Annotated in this window: 18 protein-coding genes; 8 read left to right on the top strand and 10 right to left on the bottom strand. The window is 35.9% G+C overall.

Translation table 11 applies throughout. From position 1 onward, the window contains the following. Positions 1 to 183: 183 nt before the first annotated feature. Complete coding sequence (locus PZE06_RS24070; RefSeq protein ID WP_151026122.1) at positions 184 to 1,080, bottom strand: peptidylprolyl isomerase; 897 nt, start codon at positions 1,078 to 1,080, stop codon at positions 184 to 186. A 408-nt stretch (positions 1,081 to 1,488) separates the two neighbouring features. On the opposite strand from PZE06_RS24070, the gene PZE06_RS24065 reads away from it, so the two are divergent. Continuing rightward, on the top strand, positions 1,489 to 1,578 hold the full coding sequence (locus PZE06_RS24065; RefSeq protein WP_137743611.1) for a YjcZ family sporulation protein: 90 nt from the start codon (positions 1,489 to 1,491) through the stop codon (positions 1,576 to 1,578). Positions 1,579 to 1,855: 277 nt separating this feature from the next. Here PZE06_RS24065 and PZE06_RS24060 read toward each other — a convergent pair whose 3' ends face one another. Further along, positions 1,856 to 2,035 (bottom strand): hypothetical protein, encoded by a 180-nt coding sequence (locus tag PZE06_RS24060; protein ID WP_095309960.1) that lies wholly within the window; start codon positions 2,033 to 2,035, stop codon positions 1,856 to 1,858. Positions 2,036 to 2,074: 39 nt separating this feature from the next. Continuing rightward, positions 2,075 to 2,629, bottom strand: coding sequence for a DUF3267 domain-containing protein (locus tag PZE06_RS24055; RefSeq protein ID WP_151026123.1), 555 nt, complete (start codon positions 2,627 to 2,629; stop codon positions 2,075 to 2,077). A 196-nt stretch (positions 2,630 to 2,825) separates the two neighbouring features. On the opposite strand from PZE06_RS24055, the gene PZE06_RS24050 reads away from it, so the two are divergent. Beyond that, positions 2,826 to 3,164, top strand: a complete 339-nt coding sequence (locus PZE06_RS24050) for a DUF1878 family protein (RefSeq protein WP_151026124.1) — start codon at positions 2,826 to 2,828, stop codon at positions 3,162 to 3,164. Here the strand turns inward: PZE06_RS24050 and PZE06_RS24045 are convergent. Together PZE06_RS24045 and PZE06_RS24040 are read right to left on the bottom strand one after the other, a co-directional pair. Further along, a complete protein-coding gene (locus PZE06_RS24045) occupies positions 3,161 to 3,742 on the bottom strand; it encodes an HTH-type transcriptional regulator Hpr (RefSeq protein ID WP_151026125.1) in 582 nt (193 codons plus the stop codon). The two genes, PZE06_RS24050 and PZE06_RS24045, sit on opposite strands and share 4 nt — an antisense overlap. Positions 3,743 to 4,265: 523 nt before the next feature. Continuing rightward, positions 4,266 to 4,616 carry a YtxH domain-containing protein gene (locus PZE06_RS24040; protein WP_151026126.1) on the bottom strand — a complete coding sequence of 117 codons (351 nt, stop codon included), beginning with the start codon at positions 4,614 to 4,616 and terminating at the stop codon, positions 4,266 to 4,268. A 267-nt stretch (positions 4,617 to 4,883) separates the two neighbouring features. Here PZE06_RS24040 and yhzF point away from each other — a divergent pair, with 267 nt between their 5' ends. After that, entirely contained in the window at positions 4,884 to 5,075 is a 192-nt protein-coding gene (yhzF, locus tag PZE06_RS24035; protein ID WP_151026127.1) for a membrane protein YhzF, read from the top strand. A 54-nt stretch (positions 5,076 to 5,129) separates the two neighbouring features. On the opposite strand, the gene PZE06_RS24030 is transcribed toward yhzF, so the two are convergent. The 3 genes from PZE06_RS24030 to PZE06_RS24020 all read right to left on the bottom strand — a co-directional run bounded on the left by PZE06_RS24030 (position 5,130) and on the right by PZE06_RS24020 (position 7,528). Beyond that, entirely contained in the window at positions 5,130 to 5,660 is a 531-nt protein-coding gene (locus PZE06_RS24030; RefSeq protein WP_151026128.1) for a tryptophan transporter, read from the bottom strand. 117 nt (positions 5,661 to 5,777) lie between these two features. Then, a complete protein-coding gene (gene serC, locus PZE06_RS24025; RefSeq protein WP_151026129.1) occupies positions 5,778 to 6,857 on the bottom strand; it encodes a 3-phosphoserine/phosphohydroxythreonine transaminase in 1,080 nt (359 codons plus the stop codon). Between the two features lie 251 nt (positions 6,858 to 7,108). After that, positions 7,109 to 7,528, bottom strand: coding sequence for an HIT family protein (locus PZE06_RS24020; RefSeq protein WP_151026130.1), 420 nt, complete (start codon positions 7,526 to 7,528; stop codon positions 7,109 to 7,111). 624 nt (positions 7,529 to 8,152) lie between these two features. Here PZE06_RS24020 and PZE06_RS24015 point away from each other — a divergent pair. The 3 genes from PZE06_RS24015 to PZE06_RS24005 all read left to right on the top strand — a co-directional run bounded on the left by PZE06_RS24015 (position 8,153) and on the right by PZE06_RS24005 (position 10,928). Further along, on the top strand, positions 8,153 to 8,893 hold the full coding sequence (locus tag PZE06_RS24015; protein WP_151026131.1) for an ABC transporter ATP-binding protein: 741 nt from the start codon (positions 8,153 to 8,155) through the stop codon (positions 8,891 to 8,893). Beyond that, positions 8,886 to 10,094, top strand: a complete 1,209-nt coding sequence (locus PZE06_RS24010; RefSeq protein WP_151026132.1) for an ABC transporter permease — start codon at positions 8,886 to 8,888, stop codon at positions 10,092 to 10,094. The genes PZE06_RS24015 and PZE06_RS24010 overlap by 8 nt, the downstream gene beginning before the upstream one ends. A 108-nt stretch (positions 10,095 to 10,202) precedes the next feature. After that, on the top strand, positions 10,203 to 10,928 hold the full coding sequence (locus PZE06_RS24005; RefSeq protein WP_151026133.1) for an EcsC family protein: 726 nt from the start codon (positions 10,203 to 10,205) through the stop codon (positions 10,926 to 10,928). Between the two features lie 51 nt (positions 10,929 to 10,979). On the opposite strand, the gene PZE06_RS24000 is transcribed toward PZE06_RS24005, so the two are convergent. After that, a complete protein-coding gene (locus PZE06_RS24000; RefSeq protein ID WP_151026134.1) occupies positions 10,980 to 11,414 on the bottom strand; it encodes a hypothetical protein in 435 nt (144 codons plus the stop codon). A 35-nt stretch (positions 11,415 to 11,449) separates the two neighbouring features. After that, positions 11,450 to 11,935, bottom strand: a complete 486-nt coding sequence (locus PZE06_RS23995) for an NUDIX domain-containing protein (RefSeq protein WP_151026135.1) — start codon at positions 11,933 to 11,935, stop codon at positions 11,450 to 11,452. Between the two features lie 170 nt (positions 11,936 to 12,105). Between PZE06_RS23995 and PZE06_RS23990 the strand changes: the two genes are divergently transcribed. Together PZE06_RS23990 and PZE06_RS23985 are read left to right on the top strand one after the other, a co-directional pair. After that, positions 12,106 to 12,669 (top strand): sigma-70 family RNA polymerase sigma factor, encoded by a 564-nt coding sequence (locus PZE06_RS23990; protein WP_151026136.1) that lies wholly within the window; start codon positions 12,106 to 12,108, stop codon positions 12,667 to 12,669. A 103-nt stretch (positions 12,670 to 12,772) separates the two neighbouring features. After that, complete coding sequence (locus tag PZE06_RS23985; protein WP_275792076.1) at positions 12,773 to 13,729, top strand: DUF4179 domain-containing protein; 957 nt, start codon at positions 12,773 to 12,775, stop codon at positions 13,727 to 13,729. Positions 13,730 to 13,932: the final 203 nt, after the last annotated feature.

Below are 13,932 nucleotides of genomic sequence, written 5' to 3'. Positions count from 1 at the left end.
AAGAAATGGGAAGGCGGACATATCCAACAATGGGCTATGGTCATGAATCAACTGTTAATTCATGCCCACCTGAAGAATCGTGTAAAGAAGTATCTAGAATAACTTACACACTTTTCTTGACAAACCCAAAGAAAACAGTCTGAACATCGAACCTTGTTCAGACTGTTTTTCTATAAATATTGTTTATTTTTCAGCTTCTGTTCCTTCTGCATTTTCTGCATTCTCTGCACCTTCATCAGACTGCATAAAGCCGCTTAATTCTTTATCACTAATTTTCACATTAGCCTCTTTTAATTCTTTTTGAAGTGCTTCAGTCATCATAGTGTTATCGATTTTTGATACTTTTACTTCGTACTCAATTTCAGCTCTCATGTCTTCTAGAGGTTTCTTCTCTTCTTTTTCAGTTACTTGGATGATATGGAAACCGTGGTCAGATTTGACAGGTTCGCTAATTTCATTCACTTCCAGTGCATAAGCAGCTTCTTCGAATGGCTGAACCATCATACCTGAACCGAACCAGCCTAATTCGCCGCCTTCTTCAGCAGAGCCAGGATCTTGTGAGTATTCTTTTGCTAATTCTGCAAAATCTCCACCATCATCAAGCTTAGCTTTCACTTCTTTTGCTGTATCCTCGTCCTCGACTAAAATATGACGAGCCTTAATTTGCGGCTTGTAGTTATCATAGTATTCTTGAACTTCTTCATCTGTTACTTCCATATCGGCAGTAGCCGCTTTTTCAACGAGAAGGTCAAGCTTTAGGCTATCTTTAAAGCTTTCTTCTGTCATATTGTATTGCATTAAGGCCATTTCGAAGTTTGCCCCTAATTGCTCTTTCACTTCATTGAATTTTGCGTCAAGCTCTTCATCTGTTACTTCATATTTATCAGATAAGATTTTTTCATACACAAGTTGTTGAAGGACATTTTGTCCATAGGACTTTTTCATTGCTTCATAAAGCTCGTCCTTTGTAATGTTGCCTGCTTTTGTTTCTGCGACTGTTTCAGAATTACCCCCGTTGTTACATGCAGCTAACGTAACGATTCCCACAAGTAATAATAGGGAAAGGAACCACTTTTTCATTAAAACAACTCCTATAATTAAATTTCTTGATTGTGACTACATTCCATAGGATAAAGAATACCATTCCCATATTTTTTTATTCGTTTGTGCTATTAATAAAAAACCTATTTGAAAATGTATCACTGGTTACCACAAAGTATACTATATCATAATTTGGAAAAAGAACAAAACCATATCCATCCCCATTTTTCATCTGTAAAAATAGGCACTCTACCTATTCCAAAATAAGGACTAATACATAGGATAAAGTGTAAGAGCGATAAGCTCCTCTTCAACAAGATGAGAGGGAATCCAATTATTTCCATGTTCCGTGCATTGAAAAAAGAGCGATGGAACCAATTAAAAACAGATAACTTGCCAGTTCGGTAGGGGGATTATTTAGACGATCTTATCTTGGAAGGAGGTGTTATGATGGGTGCAGCAGGATACGGTGGAGGTTTTGCTTTAATCGTTGTGTTGTTCATTCTATTAGTCATTGTTGGAGCAGCGTGGCTATAAGAAAAAAAGGGTGCGCTGAACAGGGCTCCAGCGGAGAATTTAAGATGTGATGTTAAAAAAATGAAAGACTATTAGGGCGTACAGAGGGCCGGCAAAGTCGGGTAAAATAGTGCCGAGATATACCAAACAGTTTTCAAGTAATTTCCTTTATTATAAGATTGTGCAGCTTGGGAGAGACGATGTGATCACACGCTACTTCAAAAATGCGCAAAGTTTCATCGTCCTTTAGCAAAAGAAGAACATGGTCTAAGGCCATGTTCTTCTTTTTTGTGTTTGCTTATGTGTATAATATTTCAATGTATGAAGATATTAACAAGATGGTAATTAAGACATTTATCGTTCTAAACACCTTTGCTTGCTTTTCTTCAGGGATTTCTTTTTGCAAACAAAGGGAATTTGTTAGTTTGTTAATATTAAACAATATAAATATAGCAAAAACGATAAAAATGGAGATGATCACAAAATCCCTCCTTTAGGCATAATCATCAGTAATGCATTATTGATGCTTCGTTACTAAAATTTCAAAGCCATCTTCATTTTCCTCAATATAAGCATTTCTCGGAGCTCTAATAATATTGCTCGCATGGAGAATATCCGGAACAGATAAACCAATCTGATAAGCCATTAAAATCGTAATATAGTGAACATAATGTTCGAATAACAAATATGATAGGCTTAAAAGGGCAGTTATGACAAATAATGGCATGAGCAGCGCAACTAAAAATAATATTTTAGCAATTGGTTCATGAACTCTAATCTCTATAATGGGATATATTCCAAATTTCCACTCAATTTTCTTTTTTACTTTTGCTCCTAAATGAGCAATCGGCAAAAAATGCAAAAATTTATGAAGTGGATACATAAGAAGCAATCCGCATACTAGTACGGCAAAATGATTATCATATAGGGTAGTCGGAACGAGCAGATGAGACATTGCCATATATAATATAATAAATGCTATTAACATCGTCATCAATGATATGATAAACAATCTTTGAGGTCCATATTGTTTAGTATAGTTTATCGTTTTCCAACAATTCAAAAGTATCATCCTCCATAAGGAGTAAGTTAGGTATTTATGGATATAAATATGCAAATCATGATCCACTTCTGATACTTTACGATCAAAGAATAAAAAAATCAATAGGTTTCGTATTTCATTTTTAGTTTTGTTTCTGTAAAATAAGAGCGGACATAGGATTAACATTTGTCTCATTTTTAATAATATACCCGAAAGAGGTTGTTTTATGGACCTTGATACTTTGCTAGAAAAAATCAATCGCCTTGAATATCATCAATCAATATTATTGAAGATGATATCCAAAAGCGATGATCAATTTTATAAATTAATTGTCGAAAAATCATTGAGTAAAAAGGATGTTGAACATTTTCACTCTATTTGTGAAAAATTAACAGTTGCACTTGAAGAGCAACAAGAGGAGGGCTTTGTCTATTTTGAATCGCTCTATAAAAGATTCAAACGAGACTTGCACCCAAGCCTTGAACCAAAAGAGACGATTGAAGCTTGTCTCCGCCAACGACTATATTTGCCATTAATGTTACAACTTCAAAAATTTGCAAATTAATCCTTTATTACTAGTTCTTTTGAGGGATCCTTTTTGGTTAAATAGCCATCTTTATCATCGAATTCATTTTCAATGTTTTCAAAGGATCTTTCAAAAATTTCCATAAAGTCATCCCCATATACGTTACGTACAATCGCCATCATTTCGACTATTTCTGGAAACTTTCCGTATAAATTCTTCAAAGGCATAGCTCCTGAGAAAACAGAATTTTTATCAGGATCGTAAGTCTCCATAAGACTTAGTAAAACCTCTTCGCCTTTTTCGGTTAATTTTATATACGTGTTGCGCTTGTCGCTTTCTTTTTTAGAGAATTCGAGTAATCCTCTTTCTTCAAGCTTTTTTGAAAAGTTAAAGGCAGTGGATACATGCATTACTCCAAACTTAGCAACATCTGAAATAGACGAGCCATTTAAATGATACGCTATCCATAAGATGTGGTGCTCATTAATGTTTAAGTCTGCTGGCTTGATCCACTGTTGCCAATCCTTCTCAATAGACTTCCATAAGGCCTTACTTAACTGTGCAATTCTTTGACTGAAAATCATCGCTTCTTTCATTGTATAATTTTTTTCTGTCATCCCCAAATTCACCCGCTTTAATATTCTTTATTTCATTATGCCAAGAAAACAATGAGAAATAAAGAAAAAATATACTAAATTTTTAGAAATTTTTTTATAGATTGTAAAATGAATTAATAATCATGTAAAACAAATATGATGACATAAAGGTTTTCTACATTGCATATATAGTCAAAACAATGGATTGGAAATATTTACTGATAGTTATTTATCTGGTAACTCTAAATAAAATACGATTAAGAAGAGAAAATGTTTCATTACAAAATGATCATTTTTATAATATATTACTTTTCTGTTTTTAATTAAAAAAATCCTTCTTTTTTTATAAGTTTTTTTATATGTTGGCACTGATTTTAGCTCATTTTCTCTTTGAGTCCATGAAAAGTCATTTCATGGACTTAAGTCCTAATAGGGGATGTGGAAATCACAGGAAATGAGTCAAAAGTCGGTTGTCAACAATATGTTGTACAAAACCCGTATATAAAAAATCTGAAAAAGAAGGATTTGCATTCAAAACCTTTGCTCATTTAAGAGAGGATTCTAGTTCCTGAATGGTCTTTTGGATGGAATGAAGTTCTTTCTTTAACTGCTCTTCATGAGGCTTCATTTCGAGCTGCCATGTTTCAAGGAGGATTTTTACATCCTTTAAAAATGAAGAAATATTGTCTTTTCCTTCTTTGGTAAGAACTACAAGGGAAGCTTTTATCTTCTCAAGATCATGTGTTAATTCAAGTAATTGCTGTTTCCACATATGCGTATTTTCTTTTATGTATGTTCTTGTTTCCTTTCCTGAAGCAGGGGCAGAAAGTAAGGCAGCAACTCCTGCAGAGATCCCTCCGATTAATAACCCGAGCATGAATGATTTTTTGTTCAACTGCTTTCACCTCAATTAATATTTATTTCGTCAATGTGCCAAACGCAGGACGTTCAAATTTGATATGTAGGTAAAATTTAAAAAATAGCAATCATCCTTATTTAAAAATATGTATGGTTTGGACAATTGAAATCAATGAAAAAGAGCTTTGACATTCGTCTCATAGCGAGAGAAATATTGCATATATATGTATTATACCTTTTTTTAGAGGCCGATTGAAATTAAAAAATGGGATTTATTGTTGGAGAGAAAAAGGGGTGAGCAGAATTGGATGGTGTCATTTTTGGATTATTTACATTAAGTATGGTTCTTATCTTTGGGGCCGTTTATAATACAATGTCCATTAAAAAGCCAGGTTTTTACCCGCCTAAACAAGTTTTAAAGAGACGAGCCTTCACCTTAGCTCTTGCTGGGCTCATTTTCTTGCTGCTCGGAATGTTTGTGACAGCGTTGCGGTGACACAAAAAAAAGGAACCCATTGTCTGGGTTCCAAATTTGTTATGCACAAAGTTTTTAGCTGTTGACGGTTTGCCCGGTTGTAAGCTTTGTTCTCTTAACAATTGTTAGGGCTACCGGGTAAAGGACAATCATAGCAATTGTATTAGCAGCAGTTGCCGGCAGTACAACACCTGCAAAGAGAGCTGCAAATGGCCCTGGCAAGCCTACAATTAAATAGGCAGAGCCTAAAAATACAATTCCTGAGATAATTGTACCTAATGCTGTTAAAATTGCAATACTGACAATGTTTGAACGGAAATTTTTAAGAGCTAAAAATAGTCCAAAGAATGCAAAGGCAGTAATCGGTTTGTCGATGATATTTGGAATCAGTCCCCCAGGGAATGTGGTTGTTAAACCAGAAATAACCCCAGTGACAATACTTAAGAGCAGAACGCTTTTACTGTCAGGGAATAAAATGATCCCTAAAAACATCATGGCCAACATCATATCTGGCTTCATTCCGAACACGATGCCTGGCATCACCGCATGCAATACAGCACCCATCCCAACTAATAGGGCAAGTGCAACAAGGTTTTTCGTCTTCATTTTCTCATCTCTCCTCATCTCGGCTAATCTAACTTTGCCTTTCCTACAGTGCACTGATTGCCTGTAGCGAAAAGCTTTCTACTATTATATCATAAACATTCATTTCGTCTAGAAGTATTAAGAACGCGCTTTAAACCATTTCATAAATTCCGCTAACTGGACAACATGGTCCACAGGTACAGCGTTGTAAATAGAAGCTCGGCATCCGCCAACAGAGCGGTGTCCGTTCAAACCTACAAAACCTTTTTCCTCGGCTAAATTTAAAAATTCTTTCGTTTTTTCTTCAGATGGTAAGGTAAAGGTGACATTCATATTGGAGCGACTATCAGGTATTGCATGACCTGAATAGAAGCGATCGCTTTCGTCGATAACATCGTAGAGAATTTTTGCTTTTTCTTGATTTCTTTTTTCTAGCGCTTCTATCCCTCCCTCATGCTCTACCCAATCAAGGACAAGCTTTAATAAGTAAATGGAAAAAGTTGGAGGAGTATTATAAAGCGATTGATTCTTGCTGTACGTTTCATAGCTCAGCATTGTTGGTAAATGATCATCCGGAGTAGTAATCAAGTCTTTCTTCATAATCACAACCGTTACCCCAGATGGGCCCAGATTTTTTTGAGCTCCAGCATAAATGAGTCCAAATTGCTCAACGTTGATGCGCTTGCTTAAAATATCACTGGACATATCAGCGATAAGAGGGATAGAGCTAGAGGGATACGATTTCCACTCAGTCCCATAAATGGTATTATTGCTTGTAATATGTAGATAGGCACCATCCTCATCGAGCGGTTCTGTCTTTAGAGAAGGGATGGAACGGTACTGCTCTTCCTTTGAGGAAGCAATGATGGCAGTAGAGCCGACTTTTTTGGCTTCTTTCAGTGCTTTTTCAGACCAGGACCCTGTTAAAACATAATAGCCAATTTTTCCTTCCTTCAATAAATTCAACGGTATCATGGAAAATTGCAGACTAGCTCCCCCCTGAAGAAGAAGGACTTCATATTCTTCAGAAATGGTTAATAGTTTTCTCAGTTGTTGTTGGGCACCAGCATGAACTTCTTCATACTCTTTACTACGATGACTTAATTCCATAACAGACATTCCTGTCCCATTGAAATTCAATAAGTGTTTTTGCGCTTCTTGAAGAACTGCTTCTGGTAACGCAGCAGGCCCTGCATTAAAATTGAGTGCTCGAGTCATTTTATGAACCTCCACTGGCAAAAATTTTTTACAATATTGCTTTAAAGAATCAAAGTTTTTATGTGATAAATTCTACAGAATATAAAAGGGAGTGTAAATGATCATTTTCAAAATTGTCATAAAAGAAGAAAATATTTAAAGATCCACTTTATAGAGGAGTAAAGTGTGTCCCGTTAAATTGCGGGGTTCTTGGGGATTATACGACTAACCAAGGATGTAGTTTCCTGCACATCCTTGGTTAGTGCAAAGATTTATAAATTCGCTTTAATTTCACTTGCGATTTGTTGATAATCCTCTGGCCTATATTCGCTTTGGTGTGATTTCCAGACAGCACCGAAACCATCACCTTCTCCATAACGGGGAATTAAATGGATGTGATAATGGAAAACGGATTGCCCAGCCTTTTCCCCGTTATTGTTGAGTAGGTTTAAGCCAATTGGTTCGTATGCTGATTTTATAGCATTTGCGATTTTTGGAACCACCTCAAAAAGATTAGCTGCTATTTCAGGTGTTAGTTCATATAGGTTTTCTTTATGTATTTTCGGAATGATAAGCGTATGTCCTTTTGTTACTTGACTAATATCTAGAAATGCCACTACATGGTCATTCTCAAACACCTTTGCTGCAGGAATTTCACCGGCAACAATTTTGCAAAAAATACAATCACTCATTCTCAAAGCCCCTTTTCATATTATTTAGTATATTTTACCACAGGAATAACGTAAACAAAAAGAAGAACGGACAGGATTCGCTTGGAATCCCGCCCGCCGTGTGAAGGGGAAAATTATTCCATTTGTTCTATAATCGGGTTATTTCTCTTTGATGAACACCTCATTTTTACATGATTGTTATCTAGTGAGAAATCGATCTGTAGTTCAAGCGTACCATCCCCTTATTTCTTTATATGTTTCTCAACGTATAAAGCAGGGTAGATAGTCTTTCGCCAACACCCCATTTTTATAAATGTGTGTAACGTTAGATCTTTTGGTTTACATGAACTGATTGTCCATTACAACCATCCCCTTATTGAACATAGGAAGCTTTACTTAAGTGTTATATGCCTGCAACAGACACCCCACTTTAAGTTTGAATGATTTTTACATCATCATTTTTATTTCCCCTTCGATTATTATCATGTCCTGTACTCTCTGAATTATGCATGTGAAATATGAAGGGAGAAGAGGGGAGCTGCGGGAAGCATTCTCAACAATAAGGGCAATCGAAAAGGGCTATTTCTATTTTTTAGTAAAATAATTTGATAAAATAAGGCTAATTACGTTTGGGAGTTGTTGATGATGACATTGCTGCAAATCAATGATGTAACAGGTGGCTATACTCGGCACCCTGTCTTAAAAAATGTATCGTTTGAAGTCAAGCAAAAGGAAATTGTCGGACTGATTGGTCTAAATGGAGCAGGAAAGAGTACAACGATCAAGCATATTATTGGCTTAATGGAACCGCAAAAAGGAAATATTCTCATCAATGGAAAGGCGATTCAAGACAATAAAGAAACTTATCGCAGACAGTTTACTTTTGTACCTGAAACTCCGATTCTTTATGATGAATTAACATTAGATGAACATTTGTCGATGACGGCAATGGCTTATGGACTCGATAAAAAAATCTTTGTCCAGAGAAAAGAGGAGTTATTGCAAGAATTTCGCATGAATAAACGTTTAAAGTGGTTCCCAGCCCATTTTTCAAAGGGGATGAAACAAAAGGTAATGATTATGTGCGCCTTTTTAGTTCAACCGAGTCTTTACATAGTCGATGAACCATTTGTTGGATTGGATCCATTAGGAATTCAATCACTCTTAGATTTAATGAAAAAAATGAAGGATGAAGGTGCGGGGATATTAATGTCAACGCATATTTTGGCAACGGCAGAACGATATTGTGATCGCTTTGTCATCTTACACGAGGGGCAGGTAAGGGCGAAAGGAACGTTAGCGGAACTAAGAGAGCAATTTTCAATGCCAAATGCTACTTTGGATGATCTCTATATTCAGTTAACAAAGGAAGAAGATTATGTTTAATGAAAAGGTTCTATGGAAGCAAAGGTTTGGGAATACAGTTAAAGAACTTGGTAAGTATTTTCGCTATATTTTTAACGGACATGTCGTTATTATCCTCGTGTTTTTAATTGGAACGGCAGCTTACTATTATCAAGAATGGATTCATACTTTAAGCCCCGATTTTCCAGTGGCAATTATTATGGCTGCTAGTTTGGCGCTCTTGCTCACTTTGAGTCCGATTTTTACTTTTTTATTGGAGGCCGACCGAATTTTTCTCATTCCTCTTGAGGAGAAACTTAAACCTTATTTTCAACGTTCAATGATTGTCAGCTTTTTTGTGCAGTTGTATTTGTTATTCATTGGATTAGGAATTTTCATGCCGATGTATGCCCATGTAAATGAAGGCAGCTACAGTGGTTTCTTTCTATTTTTTGCACTCATGAGCTTGTTAAAAGGATTAAATATTATAATTCGCTGGAGAGTTCAATTATATGTTGATGTAAATGTACATCGAATCGATTCGATGGTTCGTTATTTTGTAAACGGTGCATTTCTGTATTTGTTATTTTCACATGCCTCGCTTTGGTTTTTTATGTCGATTATGGTGATGTATGCCCTTCTCTATGCTTTTTATTTTTCACAGACAAAGCAAATGGGAGTTAAATGGGATTATTTAATTGAGCAGGAAGAAAAGCGCATGATGTCTTTTTATCGCTTGGCAAACATGTTCACTGATGTTCCGAAATTAAGGGACCAGGTGAAAAGGAGAAAATGGTTGGACTGGATTTCGCGAATGTTAAAGTATCAACATGAGAATGTGTATACACATTTGTATGTACATACATTTATTCGCGGTGGAGATTATTTTGGGATATTTATGCGTTTAACAATCATTGGAGTACTCGCTCTTTATTTTATTACCTTTGGAAATGGACAAATATTGTTCGTTTTATTATTGCTTTTTCTAACCGGTTTTCAATTATTCCCATTATGGAATCACCACCAAAATAAAATTTGGATTCAATTGTACCCAGTGGAGGAATCATTGAAGAGCAGCTCGTTCAAGGGATTTTTGACGAAAATCTTAATGATTCAAACATTATTGTTATCTGTGCCCCTGTTTTTAAAGGCTGAATGGATAACTGCTCTTATTGCCATTGGTGCTGGTCTTGTCTTTAGTTCCGTTTTTGTAAACTTTTATAGAAGAAAGACGATGGTTTAAAAAAACATAGAATCGATTCCTTGGGGGAAGGATAGTGGATATTATTTGAAACCATTTTGATGAATAGCCGTATGCTATATTATCACGTTGTTAAAGGATGTATCCACGATGAACGATTATGAACAAAAAGCTTACGAGGAAGTTCAAGAATGGAAAAGAAAGCTTTTAAAACGATCCAATTTAATTAAGCGAGTATCGAAAAAAGCTCAGGAAAAAATAAATGAAAAGATTCCGGAAAAAGTCCATAGTGTTATTACGGATAGCATTAAAAATATGGTGAAAATGACGGTAGCGGGTTCCAGCTTTACAACGAAAATGGAGATGACTAGAAATTTATCGTTGGAAGAGCGAGAGAAAAAGCTTGTGGAAAAAATGGCTGTTTATCAAAAAACAGCGACAGTTGAAGGTGCTGGAACAGGGGCTGGAGGAATTTTGCTCGGTTTAGCAGACTTTCCATTGCTCTTGTCCATTAAGATGAAGTTTCTTTTTGAAGCGGCTGCAGTGTACGGTTTTGATACGAAGGAATATGAAGAAAGGCTGTTTATCCTTCATATTTTTCAACTTGCTTTTTCAAGCGATGAAAAAAGAAAAGAAACAATCCAAATCATTGAGAATTGGGAGGAACGGAAGAAGGAAATCATTGATATGGACTGGCAGCAATTCCAGCAGGAGTATCGTGATTTTATTGACTTTGTCAAAATGTTGCAACTCGTACCAGGAATCGGGGCTGTTGTTGGAGCGTATGCGAATTACAACTTAATGGAGCATTTAGGAGAGGTTGCCAAAAATGCCTATCGTATTCGAATTTTAGCAAATGCGCCAAGGCTTTACTAAAATTGAACGAGATAAACGCTGTTGATGCAATGTCGATGGCGTTTTCGTTTTTTAGGATTTAAGTTTGCGCACTATCTTTGTGGTGATAATGAGTATGCAAATGACGAGAGCAGAAAGGAAATAGAAGTTGCTAACAATGTTCATGATGTGAAAAGGAGCTTTATTAACATAAACCGCTTTTATCCACTTTTCATTTTCTTTAACGGCAATTGCTGAGGAGACTGATACCCCCTGTATAGCAAAATATTCCGTCCCTATAGGATAGTAGTTTGACGCATCTCCGTAATACTCTCCAGTCATATCGTCGGCTGTCGTTTTAACTTTACCGATTATTTTACCAATCTTACTAGCATCTATAAATTCCTCCTGTTTTACTTCATAAACTTTACCTTCCCAGACAACGAAAGGATAGGCCCAAGATAATGCTTGTGCAGTGGAAGAACTGAGCCATATAAGCAATAAAACGAAGCTGATTATTTTTTTCATAAAAAGACCTCCAAGTGACAGAGTGATTTATCGAATCAGTCGTCTATGTTTACATATCGTTCTAATTTCTGTACTTCTATGTAGGTAATCGTTTCCTTTGTTTTTGAATACTGGATAATTTGTTCTTGAATATTTGGGTAAAGATCTATGGAATGTAAATCATTCAATTTAATCCACTTCACCCCGGTTTGGTTAGGGTCAGGATTAGCTGGTAGTTGGGGAGTGGTCCCATTAATGATTTTACAATCAAACATGAGCTGCAGCGATTGAATACTCCCATATTTATCGTTATTCAAGTGCGGAGCATATTCATAAACGAGCGCCAATGGTCCTACCTCCACATTAATGGAAGCCTCTTCTTTCGCTTCTCTGATCACTGCCTCAATAACTGATTCATTAGCTTCTACGCCACCAGCTGGAAGATTATAATGTAAGCCTCGATGGTCATTGAATTCTACTAACAAAATGGAATTACTTTCGATAATAAGCGCACAAGCTCTAACTCTTATGTGGGAAGTCATGCCATCGCTCCAATCTCTGTTGGTTTTTGTTCCCTATTTTCGCATGAATTTTCCATAATGTAAAATAATTAGGAAATTTAAAATAATTTAATGATTTATGAGAAAATATTTTTATTCCTTTCGTTATTTATAGTGTAAAAGCTTTTACAAAAAGGTGAAGGAGAAAATTTATGAAATCCAATGAATCGAACTTTATTAAACGTCTCCAAGCTGGAAAGGAAGACGCTCTTGAATATATTATTGATTGCTATCTGCCTCTTATAAAAGGAATTGTACATAAAATAATCGCACCACTTCGTCAGGAAGAGATGGTGGGGGAATGTGTAAATGATATTTTTCTATCCATCTGGCAAAATGCCCAGCAATTTCGCGGCAATGGTGAGACAGATTTTAAGAAATGGATTTGTGCTATTGCTAAATATCGTGCGATTGATTATTACAGAAGGGGAGTCAAAAAGAAGGAACTCCCTTTGGAGCATATAAGAGTACCGCCTTCACCCTCGATGGAGCTTGAACACGAGGATGATCTGATGGAATTGCTCGGCCAGCTGGAACCGACCGATCAAAGAATATTTATGATGAGGTATTTGATGAATTTTAACTCAGAGGAAATTGCGGAACAGCTAGCAATGACGAAGTCAGCGGTTAATAACAGAATTCATCGTGGGAAAAAGAAGCTTAAACATGAAATCTCTAGTAAAGGTGGGAACTATTTATATGAAGGACATTTATGAACTTTTAAACGATGTTGACATTGATATAAATGAATTCGAGCATGTAGAAGTAAGTAAACATGAAAGAGAGCAAGTTAAAAAGGAAATGAAAAAGAGAATTCACATGAATAAATCTTCGAAATGGAAAAAAACAATGACGGCTGCATCTATAGCTATTGGGATTTCCTCAGCTTCTCTATTTGGCTTATCATTTACGACTTTCGCAGAAGAGATTCCTATAATAGGCGGAATTTTCAAGTTCTTTAATGATAATGGCTTATATAAGGAGTATGATGCGAATGCAAATATGCTCAATCTTGTGAAGGAAGATCAAGGGATAAAAGTAACCCTCAATGAAGCGGTGTTTGATGGGCGAACCCTATATGTCACTTACAAGATAGAGAGTGAGAAAGATCTTGGGGAATTCCCTAGTGTTCTTGTTAATTTGGACGGTGAGAAAAGTAATATGTATGCAAGAAATACTGAAATAAAAAAAACAGGTGCTCATGAATATGCCGGTATGCTGATTGGAAGATTCCGTCTGAATGGAACAAATCTTACTGAGGAGAATTTTGAATTTAAAATTGAAGGGTTTATGGTTGATTCATTTGTTAGGAACGAGGAGATAAAAGGAAATTGGGATTTCCAATTTGGTTTAGAGGCAATAAAAAGTCGTGAGCAATTGGTTAGAATTAATAGGGTGCATGAAGGAATCACCTTTAATTTGACGAGAGTAACATATACACCTATGTCGTTTATTATCAAATACAGTGCTTCCACCGATAAAAAAATAAATGATAAGTGGGACTTTAAGATATTTGGTGTTGAAGTAAAAGATAATTTAGGAAATATATATGAGGGCAGACCAGATGGTGGCTATGGTAATGATGAATCTATAAGCCAGACTACTACTTTTGAAAAATTAGATCCTAAAGCATCTACATTAATTATCACACCGATTGTCAGATTGTTGAGTGCTGATGGAACGAATGAACATGGTGAAATATATCGTGATGAAAATAGTAAAGCACCGGATGAAAGATATAAGCTTAAACCAATCATAGTAGAAATTGAAAAATAATGAGAAGAAGTTTTGCCACTCTATTGAATTCAATTTTCGTACATTAGTCAAAAAAGAAGAGGCCTCTTTGGCCTCTTCTCAGTTTGTCGACAAAAGGGGTTCGGAATGGTCACATTCCGAACCCCTTTTAATGATTTTCTTAAGTTTTTCCCTATTTTGAGGTATTTTGACCTCTTCTTAATCTCATCTACTAGGCCATTTCT

The organism is Robertmurraya sp. DFI.2.37, from assembly GCF_029211245.1.
In the GTDB taxonomy this organism is placed as follows: Bacteria; Bacillota; Bacilli; order Bacillales; family Cytobacillaceae; genus Robertmurraya; species Robertmurraya methanolica_A.
The sequence above is the reverse complement of the archived record's forward strand: the minus strand, read 5'-3'. Positions and strand labels throughout refer to the sequence as shown.

What these genes read in the sequence shown, in the direction of transcription:
- PZE06_RS24070 (WP_151026122.1), bottom strand. Translation starts at nt 1,080, where the DNA reads ATGAAAAAGTGGTTCCTTTCCCTATTATTACTTGTGGGAATCGTTACG.
- PZE06_RS24065 (WP_137743611.1), top strand. Translation starts at nt 1,489, where the DNA reads ATGATGGGTGCAGCAGGATACGGTGGAGGTTTTGCTTTAATCGTTGTG.
- PZE06_RS24055 (WP_151026123.1), bottom strand. Translation starts at nt 2,629, where the DNA reads ATGATACTTTTGAATTGTTGGAAAACGATAAACTATACTAAACAATAT.
- PZE06_RS24050 (WP_151026124.1), top strand. Translation starts at nt 2,826, where the DNA reads ATGGACCTTGATACTTTGCTAGAAAAAATCAATCGCCTTGAATATCAT.
- PZE06_RS24045 (WP_151026125.1), bottom strand. Translation starts at nt 3,742, where the DNA reads ATGACAGAAAAAAATTATACAATGAAAGAAGCGATGATTTTCAGTCAA.
- PZE06_RS24030 (WP_151026128.1), bottom strand. Translation starts at nt 5,660, where the DNA reads ATGAAGACGAAAAACCTTGTTGCACTTGCCCTATTAGTTGGGATGGGT.
- serC (WP_151026129.1), bottom strand. Translation starts at nt 6,857, where the DNA reads ATGACTCGAGCACTCAATTTTAATGCAGGGCCTGCTGCGTTACCAGAA.
- PZE06_RS24020 (WP_151026130.1), bottom strand. Translation starts at nt 7,528, where the DNA reads ATGAGTGATTGTATTTTTTGCAAAATTGTTGCCGGTGAAATTCCTGCA.
- PZE06_RS24015 (WP_151026131.1), top strand. Translation starts at nt 8,153, where the DNA reads ATGACATTGCTGCAAATCAATGATGTAACAGGTGGCTATACTCGGCAC.
- PZE06_RS24010 (WP_151026132.1), top strand. Translation starts at nt 8,886, where the DNA reads ATGTTTAATGAAAAGGTTCTATGGAAGCAAAGGTTTGGGAATACAGTT.
- PZE06_RS24005 (WP_151026133.1), top strand. Translation starts at nt 10,203, where the DNA reads ATGAACGATTATGAACAAAAAGCTTACGAGGAAGTTCAAGAATGGAAA.
- PZE06_RS24000 (WP_151026134.1), bottom strand. Translation starts at nt 11,414, where the DNA reads ATGAAAAAAATAATCAGCTTCGTTTTATTGCTTATATGGCTCAGTTCT.
- PZE06_RS23995 (WP_151026135.1), bottom strand. Translation starts at nt 11,935, where the DNA reads ATGACTTCCCACATAAGAGTTAGAGCTTGTGCGCTTATTATCGAAAGT.
- PZE06_RS23990 (WP_151026136.1), top strand. Translation starts at nt 12,106, where the DNA reads ATGAAATCCAATGAATCGAACTTTATTAAACGTCTCCAAGCTGGAAAG.
- PZE06_RS23985 (WP_275792076.1), top strand. Translation starts at nt 12,773, where the DNA reads ATGAATAAATCTTCGAAATGGAAAAAAACAATGACGGCTGCATCTATA.